This window comes from Mesorhizobium sp. RCAM 05099, assembly GCF_059683685.1.
Genome location: NZ_CM185035.1, coordinates 4,445,210 through 4,463,281 on the forward strand (window position 1 = coordinate 4,445,210; position 18,072 = coordinate 4,463,281).

17 protein-coding genes and 1 pseudogene are annotated in these 18,072 nt (G+C 64.9%); 4 read left to right on the forward strand and 14 right to left on the reverse strand.

The genetic code is table 11. The features are described from left to right. Nucleotides 1–92 precede the first annotated feature (92 nt). The gene (locus tag AC56QQ_RS22080) at nt 93–326 is read left to right on the forward strand and encodes a DUF2093 domain-containing protein (RefSeq protein ID WP_489860798.1); all 234 of its coding nucleotides are present in this window, start codon (nt 93–95) and stop codon (nt 324–326) included. 56 nt (nt 327–382) lie between these two features. On the opposite strand, the gene lpxK is transcribed toward AC56QQ_RS22080, so the two are convergent. The 7 genes and pseudogenes from lpxK to epmA all read right to left on the reverse strand — a co-directional run bounded on the left by lpxK (nt 383) and on the right by epmA (nt 7,188). Then, a complete protein-coding gene (gene lpxK / locus AC56QQ_RS22085; protein ID WP_497123364.1) occupies nt 383–1,408 on the reverse strand; it encodes a tetraacyldisaccharide 4'-kinase in 1,026 nt (341 codons plus the stop codon). 1 nt (nt 1,409) lies between these two features. Continuing rightward, nucleotides 1,410–2,726, reverse strand: coding sequence for a lipid IV(A) 3-deoxy-D-manno-octulosonic acid transferase (gene waaA, locus AC56QQ_RS22090; protein ID WP_489860796.1), 1,317 nt, complete (start codon nt 2,724–2,726; stop codon nt 1,410–1,412). After that, nucleotides 2,723–3,513 (reverse strand): annotated as a pseudogene (locus AC56QQ_RS22095) (lysophospholipid acyltransferase family protein). Before AC56QQ_RS22095 ends, waaA begins: the two are co-directional and overlap by 4 nt. 5 nt (nt 3,514–3,518) lie before the next feature. Continuing rightward, on the reverse strand, nt 3,519–3,764 hold the full coding sequence (locus tag AC56QQ_RS22100; RefSeq protein ID WP_137929775.1) for a DUF4170 domain-containing protein: 246 nt from the start codon (nt 3,762–3,764) through the stop codon (nt 3,519–3,521). Between the two features lie 76 nt (nt 3,765–3,840). Continuing rightward, a complete protein-coding gene (locus tag AC56QQ_RS22105; protein WP_497123365.1) occupies nt 3,841–4,644 on the reverse strand; it encodes a 3'(2'),5'-bisphosphate nucleotidase CysQ in 804 nt (267 codons plus the stop codon). Beyond that, complete coding sequence (locus tag AC56QQ_RS22110; protein ID WP_497123366.1) at nt 4,631–5,974, reverse strand: TldD/PmbA family protein; 1,344 nt, start codon at nt 5,972–5,974, stop codon at nt 4,631–4,633. The genes AC56QQ_RS22105 and AC56QQ_RS22110 overlap by 14 nt, the downstream gene beginning before the upstream one ends. A gap of 167 nt (nt 5,975–6,141) precedes the next feature. Continuing rightward, nucleotides 6,142–7,188, reverse strand: coding sequence for an EF-P lysine aminoacylase EpmA (epmA, locus tag AC56QQ_RS22115; protein WP_497123367.1), 1,047 nt, complete (start codon nt 7,186–7,188; stop codon nt 6,142–6,144). Nucleotides 7,189–7,299: 111 nt separating this feature from the next. On the opposite strand from epmA, the gene efp reads away from it, so the two are divergent. Continuing rightward, entirely contained in the window at nt 7,300–7,869 is a 570-nt protein-coding gene (efp, locus tag AC56QQ_RS22120) for an elongation factor P (RefSeq protein ID WP_091577433.1), read from the forward strand. Nucleotides 7,870–8,087: 218 nt separating this feature from the next. Here efp and AC56QQ_RS22125 read toward each other — a convergent pair whose 3' ends face one another. Beyond that, entirely contained in the window at nt 8,088–8,846 is a 759-nt protein-coding gene (locus tag AC56QQ_RS22125) for a TylF/MycF/NovP-related O-methyltransferase (protein ID WP_497123368.1), read from the reverse strand. 150 nt (nt 8,847–8,996) lie between these two features. Between AC56QQ_RS22125 and AC56QQ_RS22130 the strand changes: the two genes are divergently transcribed. Then, nucleotides 8,997–9,920 carry a class I SAM-dependent methyltransferase gene (locus AC56QQ_RS22130; protein ID WP_497123369.1) on the forward strand — a complete coding sequence of 308 codons (924 nt, stop codon included), beginning with the start codon at nt 8,997–8,999 and terminating at the stop codon, nt 9,918–9,920. Between the two features lie 113 nt (nt 9,921–10,033). Here AC56QQ_RS22130 and AC56QQ_RS22135 read toward each other — a convergent pair whose 3' ends face one another. The 5 genes from AC56QQ_RS22135 to AC56QQ_RS22155 all read right to left on the reverse strand — a co-directional run bounded on the left by AC56QQ_RS22135 (nt 10,034) and on the right by AC56QQ_RS22155 (nt 16,566). After that, complete coding sequence (locus AC56QQ_RS22135) at nt 10,034–10,888, reverse strand: patatin-like phospholipase family protein (RefSeq protein ID WP_497123370.1); 855 nt, start codon at nt 10,886–10,888, stop codon at nt 10,034–10,036. Further along, a complete protein-coding gene (locus AC56QQ_RS22140; protein ID WP_497129086.1) occupies nt 10,885–12,174 on the reverse strand; it encodes a M16 family metallopeptidase in 1,290 nt (429 codons plus the stop codon). Before AC56QQ_RS22140 ends, AC56QQ_RS22135 begins: the two co-directional genes overlap by 4 nt. 88 nt (nt 12,175–12,262) lie before the next feature. Next, on the reverse strand, nt 12,263–13,651 hold the full coding sequence (locus AC56QQ_RS22145) for a M16 family metallopeptidase (protein WP_497123371.1): 1,389 nt from the start codon (nt 13,649–13,651) through the stop codon (nt 12,263–12,265). Nucleotides 13,652–13,769: 118 nt separating this feature from the next. Further along, entirely contained in the window at nt 13,770–14,324 is a 555-nt protein-coding gene (gene rsmD / locus AC56QQ_RS22150; protein ID WP_497123372.1) for a 16S rRNA (guanine(966)-N(2))-methyltransferase RsmD, read from the reverse strand. A 13-nt stretch (nt 14,325–14,337) separates the two neighbouring features. Beyond that, nucleotides 14,338–16,566: a pseudouridine synthase gene (locus tag AC56QQ_RS22155; RefSeq protein WP_497123373.1), complete on the reverse strand. Its 2,229-nt coding sequence runs from the start codon at nt 16,564–16,566 to the stop codon at nt 14,338–14,340. Between the two features lie 180 nt (nt 16,567–16,746). Between AC56QQ_RS22155 and AC56QQ_RS22160 the strand changes: the two genes are divergently transcribed. Then, nucleotides 16,747–17,196: a nucleoside deaminase gene (locus tag AC56QQ_RS22160; RefSeq protein ID WP_497123374.1), complete on the forward strand. Its 450-nt coding sequence runs from the start codon at nt 16,747–16,749 to the stop codon at nt 17,194–17,196. A 46-nt stretch (nt 17,197–17,242) separates the two neighbouring features. Here the strand turns inward: AC56QQ_RS22160 and AC56QQ_RS22165 are convergent, their stop codons facing one another. Beyond that, nucleotides 17,243–17,923 (reverse strand): hypothetical protein, encoded by a 681-nt coding sequence (locus AC56QQ_RS22165; protein ID WP_091577423.1) that lies wholly within the window; start codon nt 17,921–17,923, stop codon nt 17,243–17,245. Between the last annotated feature and the right edge of the window lie 149 nt (nt 17,924–18,072).

The following is an 18,072-nucleotide window of genomic DNA, read 5'->3' on the forward strand; positions in this document are numbered from 1 at the left end:
CCAGGCTATGATTAGTCGCCTTGCGTTGCGCCAAGCTTGACCTTGCCGGCAATTTATGGCGATGAAATCCTCATGAAGCTCAGCGTCCCTGCATGATGAACCGTTTCGAAGGCCCTGGCGGCAAGGAAGCCCGTATCCGCTATCTTGATGGCGACTTCCAGGTTACCAGCCCTGGCGCATTCGTGCGCTGCGCGGTGACCGGCGAAAGCATTCCGCTCGACGAGTTGAAATACTGGAGCGTCGCAAGGCAAGAGCCCTATATCAGCGCCGCCGCCTCGTTGCGCCGTGAGATCGAGGTTCACCCGGAGTTGCGCAGCCGGCGTTGACCTGGCGCATCTCGCTTGCCGCGAGAACGGTCGCGCCCTTCAAGACGACAGCTTGATCAGCCTTTGAGCTTGCGCTGGCGCCACGCATCCAACGTCTCGTGGATGATGCGTTCCGGCACATTGTCGAGCTCGAACACAGCGTCGATTTCCAGCACGTCGAGCTTGTCGAGAAAGTCCCGTGACGCGCCATGGCGCAGCCGGGCGGCATCCTTGGCCGTGGTGATGAGGCCGAGCCCTTCCGCATGCGCTGTCGCCGCCAGTTCGGCAAGCTCATCCTCGCCATAGAAATGATGATCTGGAAACGGGCGCGCCAACGCCAATTCGCCGCCGGCCTCCCGCACGGTGTCGAAGAATTTCTCGGGATGGCCGATACCGGCGAAGGCGAGGAACCGCTTGCCGGCAAGACGCTTTTTGCCGCTTGGCTCTGTATGAGCCTCGAAGATCGGCCGACCGGCGCGCGCCGCCTGGCGGACGACAGCGTCGGCGGCGGTGCCCTCGCCCATCTTCAACAGCCCACTGGTGAAGACCAGTTGGTCGACGATCTTGGCCCTGAGCGGACCGCCCGGAATGACGCGACCATTGCCGATCCCGTAGCGCGCGTCGACGACGACCAGCGCATAGTCGATGTGAATGCGCGCGCTCTGGAAACCGTCATCCATGATCAGGAAATCGCAGCCGTGCCGTTCCAGCAGCAAGCGGGCGCCGGCGGCACGGTGCGGCGTCACCGCCACCGGCGCGTGTTCGGCCAGGAGCAACGGCTCGTCGCCGACATGCCCGGCGCTGTCGTGATGGGCATCGACGACATGCGGCTCGGCGAACGAGCCGCCATGGCCGCGCGACAGGAAGCCGGGGTTCAGTTGCATGCGCTTGGCCTGCTCGGCAAGCGCGATCGCCACCGGTGTCTTGCCGGTGCCGCCAACCGTGAAATTGCCGATGCACAGGACCGGCGCCTCGATCTTCTCGCGCCGGGCCCGCCGCATGCCGCGGCCGGCGGCGAGCGCGTAGACGGCCGACAGTGGCGACAGCGCCAGGACGCGCCAGTCCGGCTCTTCCCACCAGAATGGCGGTGCTTCGGAAGCCACGTTAGCGCCCGTTCGCGCCCTTCAGGCGCGACTTGACGACCAGCGGCTGGATGTAGGGCTCAAGCGATTTCAGCGTGCGCGCCAGCGCGCCGCGCATCTCGTCGACGGTCGCAGCTCCCGCCGCCATCATCTCGTGGCGCGCCACTTCATTGGTCAGGAGGAAATTCACGGCACCGGCCAGCATGTCGCGATCACGCACCAGCTTGGCACCGCCGCTATCGATAAGGCGCTGATAGGCCTCACGAAAATTCTGTACATTGCGCCCGGCGAGAACAGCCGTGTCGAGCATCGCCGGCTCCAAGGGATTCTGGCCACCCTCCGAGGTCAGCGAGCGGCCGACAAAGGCGATTTCGGTCAGCCTGAGATAGAGCCCCATCTCGCCGATCGTATCGCCAAGCAATATGTCGGTATCGGCGACGATCCTGTCGCCCTTGCTGCGCCGCGCGACCTTCAGGCCCATGCCGGAAATCTGCGCGGCAAGCGCCTCGGCACGATCGGGATGGCGCGGAACGACGATCGTCAGAAGACCATGGTGACGCTTGTGCAGCGTCGCATGGACCTCGGCCGCGACCACTTCCTCGCCGTCATGCGTCGAAATCGCGGCCCAGGTCGGGCGGGCACCGATCTGCCGCCTCAGCGTCGCCAGCGCCCGATCGTCGACGGGCGGCGGCGCGGTATCGACCTTGAGATTACCCGAGACGGTGACCGGCCGCGCGCCGAGCGAACGGAAGCGCTCGCCGTCGACGTCCGACTGGGCGACGACATGGGCGAGGTTCTCGAACAGCGCCTCGGCGATGTTGGCGCGCTTCTTCCACGACGTGAACGAACGGTCGGACAGCCTGCCATTGACCAGCACCTGCGGCACGCGGCGCGCGCCAAGCTCGAGGATGGTCATCGGCCAGATCTCGGATTCGGCGATGATCGCCAGATCGGGCTGCCAGTGATCGAGGAACCGGCTGACCGCCGGCTTGAGGTCGAGCGGCACATACTGGTGGATGATGCGATCGCCGAGCCGCTCATCGGCGACCTGCGCCGAGGTGACCGTGCCGGTCGTCAGCACGATGTTGACGCCGTAGTCGAGAATGCTTTCGACCAGCGGCACGACGGCTATGGTCTCGCCGACGCTGGCCGCGTGGATCCAGATTACCGGCCCCTCGGGGCGGGGGCGGCCGGCAACGCCATAGCGTTCGCGACGGCGGTTGCGGTCTTCCTTGCCGCGCGAGGTGCGCCAGGCGACATAAGGGCCGACCAGCGGATAGGCTGCCGCACCCGCGAAACGGTATGCCGACAGCATGGCTCGCGCCCAGCGACCGCTCATCGCGGACCATCCACGAGACGGTAGGCCTCGGCGGTCGCGGCATTGAGCGCGGCGGTGACTTCCTGGCGCTTGCGCTCCATTTCGGCATCGTCGGCGTCCGCCGCCACGAAGATCGGCGCGCCGATGGTCACGGCGGAACGGCCGAATGGCAAGTTGATGGTGGTCTTGTCCCAACTCTTCTCCAGCACCTTGCGGCGGCTGGTGGCGATGGCGACAGGCAGCAGCGGCCGGCCGGAGAGGCGTGCCGGAGAACGATGCCAAGCCCGGCGTCGCGCGGGGTGCCGTGCGGAATGTCTGCGATCATGGCGACGTTCTTGCCGGCGGTGAGCGACTTTTTCAGGGCGATGAGCGCCTTGGCCCCACCTTTGTCGAGATGCCCGGCATTGTCGCGCCCACCGGATCCGCGCACCGCCTCGATGCCGAACTTCTCCAGCATCAGCGCGTTGAGCTCGGCATCGGCGCTGCGCGAGACCATGGCGACCAACGGCTTGCGCTTGGGATAATAGGCCGGCGTCAGCAGATGCTGACCATGCCACAGGGCGATAATGCCGGGCTCGAACTCGGCGTAGGCGCCACCCGAAAATCGTGCCGATCCGGCGACCAGAGGGCTGGTCATGCGAACCAGCCGCACGAACTGGGCGAGCAGGCTGGCGATGGCGTTCTTGACGAATCGCGACTGTGCAAGCGGTTCGCGAATCTTGCGCCAGAAAGTCTTGGTCGTGCGGCTGCCGCCCCTGCCCGTGGACGCGGCCTCGCTGGCTGGCCCTTTCGCCAGGTCATGCTCCATCGACGTCAACCGGCAGCCTTGCTGTCGGGGTCGAGCAGACGGTGGAGATGCACGACGAAATAACGCATGTGGGCATTGTCCACGCTGGCTTGCGCCTTGGCCTTCCACGCCGTGTGCGCGGTTTGATAGTCCGGATAGACGCCGACGATGTCGAGCGCGTCGAGGTCGCGGAACTCGGTGCCGCCAAGCTTCTTCAGTTCGCCGCCGAACACCAGATGCAAAAGCTGTTTCTTTCCGTCTTCCGCGGCCATGTCGGTCCTTCACATATTGTGAGTTTGTGACAGGTCTAGACCAAAGCCGCCGACTTTGGAACCTTCGAAAACGCTTTCACGCATCCAGTCCGGCGATGACATTGGCGAGCACGGCCAGCAATTCACCGCTGCCGGCGGCGAGCGCACCGTGGCGGATCACCTCGCCGGCATAGAGCGGCGCGCGGCCATGCCGGTCGAGCAACCGGCCGCCGGCCTCACGCAGGATGAGATCGGCGGCGGCGATATCCCAGTCATGCGCGTTCGGCTTGACGAAAGTCGCGTCAAGCGCGCCATTGGCGATCATGGCCAGCCGATACGCTAGCGAAGGACTGTAGGGAGCCCGTTTCAAGCGCGCCAGCCACTCGGCCGGCAGCAGGTCGATCAGCGGCTTGGGGCCGGAAATCTCGGCCATCTCCGCCGGCTTGCGTACCGAAATGCTTTGGCCGTTGCGGAAGGCGCCTTCACCAGGCAGCGCCCAATAGGTTTCTTCGGTCGCGGGGCATTCCAGCACGCCGGCAAGTGTGCGGCCCTGCTCGACGACGGCAACGCTGACGCACCAGGTGCGCTGGCCTTCCAGGAAACCGCGCGTGCCGTCGATCGGGTCGACGACGAAGGTGCGGCGCGCCGAAAGCCGCGCCGGATCGTCGGCCGTCTCTTCCGACAGCCAGCCATAATCCGGCCGTGCCGAAAGCAGGGTCTCGCGCAGATAGGCGTCGGCGGCATGATCGGCTTCGCTGACCGGCGATGTGCCGCCCTTCAACCAGACTTGCGGGTTGTTACCGAAGTAGCGCATGGCGATGAACCCCGCCTCGCGGGCGGCATCGCGCAGCAGCGGCAGATCCTCGACGGCACCGGCCGTGGTCAGGTCATGCTCCGGCAAGGGTCATGCCTTCGATCAGAAGCGTGGGGGCCGCGGTGCCGAAATTGCGGTCGAGGTCGCTCGCCGGCACCATGTTGAGGAACATGGTCTTCAGGTTCGAAGCGATCGTAACCTCGGCGACCGGATAGGCCAGCTCACCATTCTCGATCCAGAAGCCCGAGGCGCCACGGCTGTATTCGCCGGTGACCATGTCGACGCCCTGGCCGAACACTTCGGTGACATAGAACCCGGTCTTGAGCGACTTGATCAGGTCTTCCGGCGACCGCTCGCCTGGTTCGATGGCGAGATTGGTGGAGGACGGCGAGACGGAGGAGCCGCTGCGCGCGCCACGCCCGTTGGTGATGAGCCCCAGCTCGCGCGCGGCCGATGTCGACAGGAACCAGTGGTTGAGCACGCCCTTTTCGACCATGAACAGCTTCTCGCCCTCGACGCCCTCGCCGTCGAAGGGACGCGAGGCCTGGCCACGCCGCCTGAGCGGCTCGTCGGTCACGGTGATCGCCGACGCGGCCACCTGTTTGCCCATCATGTCGCGCAGGAACGACGTCTTGCGCGCGACCGAGGCGCCATTGATGGCACCGGCCAGATGGCCGGCGATGCCGCGCGCGACGCGCGGGTCCAACACCACATCGATCGGCCCAGTCGCCGCCTTGCGCGCGCCGATGCGGCGCACGGCGCGTTCGCCGGCCTTGCGGCCGATATCCTCCGGCGCGTCGAGATCGGCAAAATGCTGGCGCGAGGAGAATTCATAGTCACGTTCCATGCCGGTGCCCTCGCCGGCAATGACGCTGGCAGAGCGCGAGAAACGCGAGCCGATATAATGGCCAAGGAAGCCGTGCGAAGTGGCCAACACCAGACCGCCCAGACCGGCACCGGCACTGGCACCAGCCGAATTGGTCACACCCTTGACGGCAAGGGCTGCGGCTTCCGCCGCGAGTGCGGCTTCCTTCAACTGGTCGGCGGACACTTCGGTGGCATCGAACAGGTCAAGATCGCGGGTCTGTTTCGCCAGCAATGCCGGATCGGCAAGGCCTTGATAGGGATCCTCGGGCGAAACCCTCGCCATGGCGACCGCCCGTTCGGCCAGCGTTTTTGGGTCAGACGCAGCCGTCGCCGAGACGCTCGCCACCCTGCCGCCGACGAAGACGCGCAGTGCAACGTCCTCGCTCTCGGACGATTCCGTCGCCTCGACCTTGCCAAGACGCACAGATACGCCGGTCGAGCGGCCGCGCACGGCCACCGCGTCGGCGGCATCAGCGCCAGCCTTTTTGGCAGCCTCGACCAAAGCCGCGACACGGTCGGTCAATTTTGCTGCCTCTGATGTATCGGTCATGCGCGCGATCCTGCTGGTGCGCGGCCAGCTTCGGCCGCTGCCACCCATCTATTGTTCCGGTTCGGCTTGTGCAATGGCGAAGGCAGGAATCAGTGGAGTGATTGCCGGCGTGTATCCGCGCTGGCTCCCGGCGGGCAGATGAAGGGAAGCGCCAGTGTCTGGTGGTTTTAAGACTCCGCCACCGGCGTCCAGATCACGTCCTCTATCCTTTTCGCGCCGGTTGCCAGCATGATCAGCCGGTCGAAGCCGAGCGCGACACCGCTGGCCTGCGGCATGATGGCAAGGGCCGCCAGGAAATCCTCGTCCAGTGGATAGCGCTCGCCATAGACGCGCTCTTTCTCGTCCATCTCGATGACAAAACGCCGGCGCTGCTCCCCGGCGTCGGTCAACTCGCCAAAGCCGTTGGCGAGCTCGACACCGCAGCAATAAAGTTCAAAGCGCTCGGCGACGCGGGGATCGCGCGGGCTTGGCCGCGCCAATGCCGCCTCGGCCACCGGATATTCGCACAGAATGGTCGCCCGCCCCCGCCCGAGGAACGGCTCGACCTTTTCCACCATCACCCGGCTGAACAGGTCAGCCCAGCTGTCATCGGGCGCGGTGCGCAGGCCGGCCCGGGTCAAGGCGGCGTATAGCGCGTCGCGATCGGTGGCGCCGTCGGCGGCGACCGTGGCCAGCAGGTCTATATCGGCATGGCGGGTGAAGGCATCCGCCACCGTCAGCCGCTCCGGCTCGGCGAACGGATCGCAGTCGCGGCCCCGGAAGGAAAAGCGCGTCGTCCCCGACCTTGTCGCGGCCAGCGCCAGAAGGGCGGCGCAATCCTGCATCAAGCTTTCATAGGTCTCGCCCACCCGGTACCATTCGAGCATGGTGAATTCGGGATGGTGCAAGGGGCCGCGCTCGCGGTTGCGGTAGACCGGACCGAGGCTGAAAATGCGCTGTTCGCCGGCGGCGAGCAGCTTCTTGCAGGCGAATTCCGGTGATGTGTGGAGATAGAGCGGCGACCGCGCGCCGTCCGGCCCGACCGCTTCGGTGGCGAAAGCCGCCAGATGCGCCTCGTTGCCGGGCGAGACCTGCAGGGCCGCCGTTTCCACCTCGACGAAGTCGTGGCGGGCAAACCAGTCGCGCAAGCTGGCGGCGATAGCGTTGCGCAGCATCAGCCGCGGGCGGCGGTCGGCGTGGACGTGTGGCGTCCACCAGGGCGAGGCATCAGTCATGGCTCAGATCATATGGAATGGGGCTGGCGGTTGTGGCCAAGATGCGCTAGTTCGCAGCGGACGGCTGCTGAAGCCGATTTGTACCAATCAACCATTTCAGGATTGTAAGCCGTGGTGAAAGTCATCGCCAGTTCGCTCCGCAAAGGCAATGTCGTCGACAAGGACGGCAAGCTTTATGTGATCCTCTTTGCCGAAAACATCCACCCGGGCAAGGGCACGCCGGTGACGCAGCTCGACATGCGCCGCATCGCCGACGGAGTGAAGGTTTCGGAGCGCTACCGCACCACCGAGCAGGTGGAGCGCGCCTATGTGGAGGAGCGCGAGCACACCTTCCTCTACAGCGATGGCGAAGGCTATCACTTCATGAACCCGGAGACCTACGACCAGGTGGCGGTGTCGGAAAGCGTGGTCGGCGACATGGCCCCCTACCTCTCCGAAGGCATGGCGGTGCAGATCTCGCAGCACAACGGCATCGCGATTTCCCTGGTGCTGCCTCAGCGCGCCACCTTCGAAGTGGTGGAAACCGAGCCGACGACCAAGGGACAGACGGCCTCGTCGTCCTACAAGCCGGCCGTGCTTTCCAACGGCGTGCGCACGCTGGTGCCGCCGCACATCGCCCCCGGCACCCGCGTGGTGGTGATGACGGCCGATGGGGCTTATGTGGAGCGGGCGAAGGACTGAGGGCGACAGTTTTGTTGGTTAGCCGCCGGCATTTCATTGACCCAGCTCGGTGCGCAGATGCCTGCCACACCCCGGGCATCACGATCCGCGCCCCGTCGGTCACGCCGATCTTCTCCCACCTTACCGAGTGGAAGCAGGGTTCAGGGCAGTTCTCGGGGAATGTTGTACGCAACAACAACGACTGACACGTGGTTCTGCGTTCATCGCGCTTCCGTGGCTCAGTTGTCGGTAATTGACTTCTGCCACCAACCGCCTGTCCAGTCTATCTCGTGCATCTGCGCGGTGATGTGGTTGCGTGCGCGGTAATCCTCGACTGCCTGCCGGCAGGTCGGCAGCGCCAAGTCATCGATGATAGCGAAACCGCCCGGCGACAGCCTTGAATAGAGCGCTTCGAGGCTGTCCATCGTCGACTCGTACAGATCGCCGTCCAGCCGGATCAGGGCGAAAGGGCCGGCTTTCAGGCCGGGCAGCGTGTCGCCGAACAGGCCTTTGACGAAGACCACCTGGTCATCCAGCAGGTCATAGGCGGCAAAATTCGCTTCAACCTGCCCCTGGTCGATTGCCAGTTGGCGGAACTCGTGCAGCCTGTCGCCCCGGTCGGCGGGAAAATTCTCGGGGTCCGGCGGCGGCAGACCGTCGAACGAGTCGGCGACATAGACCTTCCTGTCCGTGAGCCCGTTGGCGGCCAGCACACCGCGCATGAGGATGCAGCAGCCGCCGCGCCAGACGCCGGTCTCGATGAAATCCCCGGGCACATTCTCATCGATGGCGCGCTGGACGAGGTCGCGCAGATTGGTCAGGCGCTTGATGCCCGCCATCGAATGGGCAACCGTTGGCCAATCGCGGCCATTGAGCCGATCCTCGCGATTGAACGGGGTCGACTCGCCAACCTTGGCGGGATCCATCACCTGCGAGCCGGAGCCGTAGATGGTATTGGCAATGATCTTGATCAGAAGATCTGTATAGAGGCGGTTCACAATCGACCTTTCAGTGCATCACGATTCCATATCGAAATATGCTGTTGCGGATATCCAGTTGAAGTGCAACGGAACAACCGTCAATTCGCGACGGTCTGTCCAAAGCGCCGTGCAAGCAAGTCGCAACCAATTGCCCAGGGAGACACCCCAATGCAAACCGCGGATCAAGCGATGGGCATGATCGAGACACTCGATATTGCCGTTTTCCAGGTCAAGACCGAGAGCACCCTTAGTGACCGCACCAGTTTCCTGCGGGTGCAAAATTTCGCTCGCGCGGCGTTAGGCCACTATGTTTACCTTGAGGTTGGCTCGCATATCGGCGGCAGCCTGTTCCCGCACCTGATTGATCCGGCCTGCGAGGCAGCGATATCGGTCGATCCGCGGCCCCCGGCGCAGCCTGACGAACGCTCGCAATTTTTTCACTATCCCGAAAACTCAGCTGCCCGAATGATCGCCGTACTGTCGGATTGCCTTCCCCCGGCGGCAATGGCCAAGCTTACCACGATCGACAGCGACGTCTCCGATGTGCGCGCCGACGCGATCGGCTTCAAGGCCACACTTACGCTGATCGACGGCGAGCACACGAACAGGGCCTGTTTTTCGGACTTTGTCGGTGTTTTGCCACTTGTGAAACCGGACTGCATTGTTTGCTTCCACGACGCCAACCTGATCGCGGACGCAATCGTCAATGCGGAACGTCTGCTCGATCATCTCGGCATCACGCACGAAACAGTGTTCCTCCCAGACACAGTGGCCGTCATCGGCCTCGGCAGTCTGGCATCCGCGGTCCGAGATCAACTCCAGCCTCACGCATTGGACCGGGAGACTTACCTGGATCGATCGCAACGGCAGCTATGGTCTCATATTGCCGAGGTGCATTCCCCAAAAATCCATGCCGAAATAGAGCGGCTGCATTCTGAGAACTCAAAGCTGATCGAAGAGATTGAATGCATGCGAAAGACGAGCCTGGACGCGCAGACCCATCTGGCCGCCATAACATCCAGCACGACCTGGCGCGCATCCGCTCCCATACGGGCAGTTGTCGATCGCATCAAACGTCGCTTCGCGCGATGAGCGCCGAACCGAAAAAGCCTGCCTATGTTCAAAAATGAGCGCCCTGCGATGCCTTAGGCGGCCGGCTTGCCCGAGGCCCAGGCCGAGCCCGACCGGCGCGCATCCCGGATGCATCATCCAGCCACGCGCTTGCCCTTCCCGCCCCGCGTCTCAACTGCCTTCTGGATTTCCCGCTTCAGCTCGTCCTTGATCGCCACCGTCTCGTTCATCAGGGCGTCGATCTTCAGGAAATCGAGCACGCGGTATTTCGACACCGTCGGACGGACCAGGATGTCGGGCCGGCCCTGCTTCAGCTTGTTGGCGATGATCGACTGCATCATCAATTGCGTGGCGCCGAACATCAGATCGACGGAGGTTGGCTGCTTGCGATCGACTTCCACCGGCGCGCCGACCACGTCGACGGCGATGATGATGTCGGCGTCGTTCTCGATGAGGTCGAAGGGCACGGGGTTGTAGATGCCGCCATCGATCAGCAGCCTTCCATCGCGCGTCACTGGGCGGAACACGGCGGGAATGGCCGCTGAAGCCGCGAGCGCCGAATGCAGTTCGCCGTCATCGAAGACGGCAAGCTTGTGGCCGAAATAGTCCGTCGCCGTCACTTTTAGCGGGATCTTGAGCTCGGCGAAGCTTTCGGGAATGGCCTCGGGCAGAAAGGCCTTCAGGATGCGCTCGACGTTGAACTGGCTGACGCGAATGCCGCTCTGCATGGCTTCCGCGATCGTGCCCGGCCGCGCCCGCCACATGCGGCTCGCCACTTCGGCGCGGCGGCCGAGGATCGAACGGGCATAGTCATGGATATCCCTGCCGGTCATGCCGGAGGCCATGCCGGCGCCCATGATGGCGCCGATCGACGAGCCGGCTATTGCCACGGGCCTGATGCCCAGTTCGTCGAGCGCCTCGATGACATGGATATGCGCCAGCCCGCGCGCGCCGCCGCCGCCGAAGGCGATGCCGAAAGTCGGGCTCATCCCTTGCCGGCCTCGGCAAGCTTCGGCCCGACGATCATGATGGTCGGTTCGGTGGACAGCAGCTTCTTCGCCGCCGCCTTGACCTGATCGAGCGTCACCGCGTTGATGAAGGCGGCGCGGCGCTGCATGTAGTCGATGCCGAGGTCGTCGAGCTGCAATTCGACCAGCGTCGCGGCAATGGCGTTCGAGGAGTCCAGATTGTTGATGGCGTAGGCGCCGATCATGTATTTCTTGGTCGCCGCCAATTCGGCCTCGGTCGGGCCTCCCTCGGCCAGTTGCCTGACCACGTCACGAACGATCCCCAGCGTCTCGGCCGCGCGGTCGGATCGAGTCCCGGTGCTGACGATCAGCGCGCTGGCGTGGTCCTGGTTGACCAGCGAGGAGTTGACGCTATAGGCCAGCCCGCGCTTCTCACGCACCTCCTGGAACAGGCGCGAAGTGAAGGTACCGCCGCCAAGGATCTCGTTCATCAGCACGGCGGGAAAGAAATCCGCCGCCTTGCGCTTCACGCCGGGATAGGCGAGCTGCAACGAGGTCTGCGGCAAATTGTAATCGACCTCGACATGCTGCGCCAGCTTCGGGTCGATATCGGCCACGGGGGCGAGCGCCTGGCTTTGCGGCAGGTCGCCGAACACCATGTCCAGCTTCTTCTTCAGGGTTTCGGGGTCGATCGCGCCGACCACGGCGACATGCAGGCCTCCGCGCGCGAAAACCGCCTTGTGCAAGGCTTTCAAATCATCCGGCGTGATGGCGGCGATGCTCTGCCCGGTGCCCTGGTCGGACCGCGAATAGGGATGGTCGCCGTAGAGTACCCGCGCCCATTTGTTCTGCGCCACCGTATCGGGGTCGTTCTCGCCGGCGATGATGCCGGACAGGATCTGGGCGCGGATGCGGTCGATCGGCGCCTGGTCGAAGCGTGGCTCGTTGACCGCCAGCCGCAACAGATCGAACGCTTCGTCGCGCTGCTCGGCCAGCATGCGCATCGAGCCATAGATGCCGTCGCGGCTCTCCTCGAAGCTCATCTCGGCGCCGGCATCGTCGAGCTTTATCTGGAAGGCTTCGCTGTCGAGTGGGCCGGCGCCTTCGTCGAACAGGCCGGTCATCAGATTGGCCAGCCCCTCCTTGCCTGGCGGGTCCTGCGTCGAGCCGCCCCCGAAGACGAAGCGGATGGCGACGATCGGCACCGAATAGTCCTCCACCAGCCAGGCGGTGACGCCCTTTGGCGAGGTGACTTGCCGGATGTCCATGGCCCGGGCGGCAAGCGCCGGCAGGATCAGGAAGATGATGGAGAGGAAGAGGGTTGCGAACGCGGCGCGCGCTTTTCCTTCCCCCTTGTGGGAGAAGGCAAGCCGCGGCGGTGCTGGTTCATCATCATCAATTCTCCGCCTTGGCTTGCGGCAACAGGTAGCCGGTTGTCGACCGGTCAAGCACCAGATAGCGCGCGGCAACGGCCTTGACCTCGTCGGCGGTGACCTTGCGGATGCGGTCTGGCCATTGCAGGACGTCCTGCACGTTGCCGCCGGTGGCCAGTGTCGAGCCGTAGATGTTGGCCATGGAATCCTGTTTGTCGCGGGCAAAGATCATCGAGCGCACATAGCGGTCCTTGGCCTTTTCCAGCTCCGCTGGCGTGACGCCATCCCTGGCGATGCGCGCCACTTCCACATCGACCGCCGCTTCGACATCGGCGAGCCTGACATCGCCGCGCGGCGTGCCATAGACGGTGAAATTGGTATCATCGAGCATGGTGCCCTGGAAATAGGCGCCGGCGCTGGAAGCAATGCCTTGCTGGACGACCAGCGCCTGGTAGAGCCGGCTGCGATTGCCACCGCCTAGGATTTCCGCAAGCAGGTCGAGCGCTTCAGCTTCGCCCGGCTTGCCCGAGTGATAGGACGGCACCACCCACTGCGTCGAAAAACTCGGCACGCTGACGCGGGCGTCGGAGAGCGTGACCGTGCGTTTGGTGTTCTGCTCCGGCTCGACCGGGCGGATGCGCGGCGGCAAATCGGGGCCGCGGGCCACCTTGCCATAGGTCTTCTCGGCCAGCGCCCTGACCGTGTCCGGCTCGACGTCGCCGGCAACGATCAGCACGGCGTTGTTGGGCCGGTAATATTTGTCATAGAAGGCGGTGGCGTCGGTGCGGTTCAGCTGCTCCATCTCCTGCATCCAGCCGATGACGGGAACGCGATAGGGCTGGTTCTGCCACAATGTGGCGTCGACTTCCTCGTCCAGCACCGCCTCGGGATTGTTGTCGATGCGCGAGCGGCGCTCCTCGAGAATGACGTCCCGTTCGGTCTTGATGACATCGTCGGTGAGGATGAGATTACGCATGCGGTCGGCCTCGAAGCCCATCATCAGCTCAAGCGCCGATGGCGCCACCGTCTCGTGGAAGGCGGTGTAATCGTAAGAGGTGAAGGCGTTGTTGGAGCCGCCGATGTCGGAGACGGCGCGGTCGAATTCACCGGCCGCATGGTGGGTCGTCGCCTTGAACATCAGATGCTCAAAGAAATGCGCGATGCCGGATTTGCCCGGCGGCTCGTCGGCGCTGCCGATCTTGTACCACACCATGTGGGTGACGATCGGCGCGCGGTGGTCCGGGATGACGACGACCTCCATGCCATTGTCGAGCAGGAAATCCGTGACCTTGAATTCGGCCGGCTTCGTGTTGGGCAACACGGGGCTGTCGGCCAGCACCGGGCCGGCCATGGTGAAAGCCAACGACGTCGCCAGCAGCGTTGTGCGCAGCCATTCAGCCTGAAATGTCATCAATGGCTCCGGTTCCTCGGCAAGACGATAGGCGGGGTCGGTACGACAAGCAAAGTGAATTGTTCGTCATGTCTCAGGCAAAGGCGGCGGCAAAGAGGCCGGCCGCGCAGGCAGGCGATCAGGCTGCCTCGATGAAGCGGATAACGGTCTCGCCATAGTTGCGCTCGTCAAGCACGGAGAAGCCGGGGCCGGGCTCGAAGGGAGCCGCTGCTGCCTCCTCGACCACGCACAACGCGCCGGGGCGAAGCCAGCCGCCGGCTTTCGCCGACTGCAAGGCGCGCTCGCCAAGGCCCTTGCCGTAGGGCGGGTCGGCGAAAACGAGGCCGAACGGCGCAAGCGTGCCCGCCTCGCCAAGGCCCGTTGCATCGCGGCGGAATATCTTGGTGCGGCCGGTCAGGCCGAAGGCCTCGACATTGTCGCGGATCAGGCCACGGCCTTCGGCAGATTCCTCGATGAAGACACCGTATGAGGCACCACGCGACAGCGCTTCGAGACCAAGCGCGCCAGTGCCGGCGAACAGGTCGAGCACGCGCGCGCCGTCCAGCTGCTTAGCGAAGCGATGCGCCAGCACGTTGAAGACGGCCTCGCGGGTACGATCGGTCGTCGGGCGAATGGCGCTGCTGCGGGGCGTCGCCAGCGGGCGCCCGCGAAAATCACCGCCGACGATTCTCATTTCAATCCGGGCCTCATCTCGTTCTGGGCCCCTTGGGGCCGCCACGCGGCCGCTCGCTGCCGCCCGGGCGCTCGCCGCGCGGCTTGCCGAACGGCTTGGCGCCGCCGGGCTTGCCATAGGACGGCTTGAATGATGCCTTGCGTGCCTTGGCGTCCGCGGCCTTGGCGGCGTCAGCCTCGGCCCGGCCTTTGCCGATCGGCCGCGCACCCGGCGCCATCCAGACATTGGCCTTGCGCTGGCCCGGCGGCTCGATGGGCCGCTGTTCGCGCTCGGATTTCTTGCCGCCACCACGGGGCTTGTCACCGAAGCCACCGCGCGGCTTGTCACCAAAATTGCCGCGGGGTTTGTCGCCAAAGCCGCCGCGTTCGGGTCGCGGGCCACGTTCGCCAAAGCTCTTCTCCGGCCGGGAGGCTCTGTCGGGACTGGTCGACAGCTTGCCCAGCGCTTCGTCGCGGCTGCCCTCGCGGCGCTTGCGGTTCTTAATCAAACCACCCTCGCCGATCGGCCGGCGCTCGCCATCGCGCGTGAATTTCGGCCGTTCCGGTTCCGGCTCGCGGATTTCGGTACGCCGCACCGGCTTGTTGGAAAACGGGTTCGATATATCGGCGTCGAAATTGGCGCCGGATTCCTCAACCAGGCGTTCACCAAGCTGGTCGCGCAGCACGCGGCCCTTGATCTCCAGCACATGGCCCTCGGCGAGATCGTCGAGCTGGAATGGACCGTAGGAGATCCTGATCAGCCGCGTCACATCAAGGCCGAGCGAGCCCAGGATGTTCTTGACCTCACGGTTCTTGCCCTCGCGCAGGCCGATCGTCAGCCGGGCATTGGTGCCTTGCGCGCGGTCGAGCGTCGCCTCGATGGCGCCGTAGAAGACACCGTCGACGGCTATGCCTTCACGCAGGCCGGCAAGCGCACTTTCCTCGACCTTGCCATGCACGCGCACGCGGTAGCGCCTGAGCCAGCCGGTGGCCGGCAGTTCGAGCACACGCGACAGGCCGCCATCATTGGTGAGCAGCAGCAGGCCTTCGGTGTTGATGTCGAGCCGGCCGATGGTCATCAGCCGCGGCAATTCGGCCGGCAGCACGTCGAAGACGGTCTTGCGGCCCTCGGGATCACGGTTGGTGGTGACAACGCCGGCCGGCTTGTGGAACAGGAACAGGCGCGTCCGCTCGATCGGCGGGATCTCCATGCCATCGAGATGGATGATGTCGCCTGGCATGACGTTGAAGGCCGGCGAGGTCAGAGCGCGGCCATTGACCTTGACGCGGCCGGCGGCGATCAGCTCCTCGGCGTCGCGGCGCGAGGCAAGGCCGGCACGCGCCAACCGCTTGGCGATGCGCTCGCCTGCCTCCTCCGCCGCCCCGGGGGAACTGGAACGCGGCTTGAAGCCGCCGCCCGATGCTCCTTGCGGCCGATCGCCGAAATCACGCTTGGGTCTGTCGCCACCGAAGTCGCGCTTGGGGCGTTCAGCGAAATCGCGCTTGGGACGGTCGAAGCGCTGTTCGCCACCCGCCGCAGCAGCCGGCCGGTCGCCGCGTGGCGCGTAAGGCTTGCGCGGACCCTCGCGTTTTTCAAAGGGCTTGCCTGCGGGGCGCGGGCCGCTGTGGAACGGCCTCTCGGCGCGTCCGGCTTCACCGGCTTCGCGCGGCTTGAAATCGCGCTTTGGCCGCTCGCCCTCGGCAGCCATCGGACGATCGCCGCGCGGCGCGTAGGGCTTGCGCGGGCTTTCGCGCTTCTCATAGGGCTTGCCTTCGGGACGCGGCCCCTTGCTGAATGGCTTGTCGCCGCTCTTGAAGTCGCGCCTGGGCCGCTCGCCTTCGGCAGCCATCGGGCGGTCGCCGCGCGGCGCGTAGGGCTTGCGCGGGCCTTCGCGCTTCTCATAGGACTTGCCTTCGGGACGCGGTCCCTTGCTGAATGGCTTGTCGCCGCTCTTGAAGTCGCGCTTGGGTCGCTCACCTTCGGCAGCCATCGGGCGGTCGCCGCGCGGCGCGTAAGGCTTGCGCGGGCCTTCGCGCTTCTCATAGGGCTTGCCTTCGGGACGCGGTCCCTTCGTGAATGGCTTGTCGCCGCTCTTGAAGTCGCGCTTCGGCCGTTCGCCCTCGGTCGCCATCGGCCGATTGCCGCGCGGCGTATAGGGCTTTTTCGTACCGAAGGACGGCTTGCCGCCGCTGTCGCCTCGCGGAGCCGCAGGTTTCTTGCCCGGGCCTTTTTGGCGCGGAGATTTCTTGTCGTTGTCGTCCATGTGGCCTTTATCCGTTTGCGCTGCTACAGCGTGGCGCATCCTTTCGGGCGCGCAACGAACGCTGTGGCACTTTGATTTGGCGCATGATCATTTCCGGAAATCGAGTCCGATTTCCGGGTTGATGCGCTCAATAACAGGATCGCCGCCGGGTGGCGAGGAGATAATCGGAATGGAAACCGCGTGACGCGGCCGGATTTCATGGCGCTGGCGCTGAAGGAGGCCGAAGCAGCCGCCTTGCGCGGCGAGGTGCCGGTCGGCGCCGTCATCGCCAGCGGCGGCACAGTCGTTGCCAGTGCCGGCAACCGCACCCGCGAATTTGCCGACCCGACGGCGCATGCCGAGATGCTGGCGATCCGCGAAGCCTGCCGCAAACTGTCAGCCGAGCGGCTGACCGGGCACGATCTCTATGTGACGCTGGAGCCCTGCGCCATGTGCGCCGGCGCCATTTCCTTCGCCCGGCTGCGCCGGCTCTATTTCGGCGCGGCCGACGAAAAGGGCGGCGCGGTGGTCAACGGTGTGCGTTTCTTCACCTCGCCAACCTGCCATCACGTGCCGGACATCTATCCGGGCATGGCCGAAACCGAAGCGGCGGTGCTGCTGAAGGGATTCTTCCGCGAACGTCGCTACTGAACCGGGCGCAATACCCGTCAGCCAATGCAATCAACGTCGCTAGTTATTACAGGGACGGCAGCCAGTCGAACCAGCCGCTGCCCTTCTTGCCTTCCGCCAGTTTCTTCAGGCGGCGTTCCTTCTTGTATTCGTCTTCACCGAGCTGATCCTTCGGCGCGGTGTCGGCGGCAACGCGATACTGCACCGGCGGCTCGCTCAGATATTTGCGGGTGTTCGGATCGCCCTGCTTGCTTTCGGCAAGGCGGCGCTGGATCTCGGCGGCGCGGCCCTTGTCGGAATCAGCCGGCGTCCAGCGTGGCGGATGGCTCGATCCCGAATCCGCCATCGCCTTCTTGACCGATTCCGGATCGGTCTGCACGTCGTCAACGATTTCCGACTGATAGGCTGGATCATTCTGGTGGGCGGTGGCGTCGGCACGCAAGCGGGCGCGGCGCTGCTCGGGCGATTCGGGCCATTCGGCGCTCGCCGTCTCGATGCTGTCCTGCGGCGCCGGCAGCGCTTCCTTCTGCCCCGGCGCAGGCTTCACCAGCGTCGGACGCGGCTTGTAGTCGATCTGTTCCTTGCGCTTCGGCGCGAACGAAAAGGCGCCAGAAATATCGCCGGCCAGCTGTTCGCCGGCGGTCTTGTCGGTCCCGTAGGTCGGAGAGCCGACACAGCCGGACAGAGCGAGGCCCGATGCGACAAGCGGCGCCAGCAGCGCAAGGCGCGCGTTATATCTCTCGGTCATGCCAAAAAGTCCCACTCTAGACAGCCTCTCGATTGCCACCGGCCCAATGTCCGGTCCCCATCGTCCAAGCACTTGCGACGGAAATCCGGCGACAATTTGTCTTCCGGAGTTTCGCGTGTTTACCTCAACCGCTCGTTAAGGGCAACGCG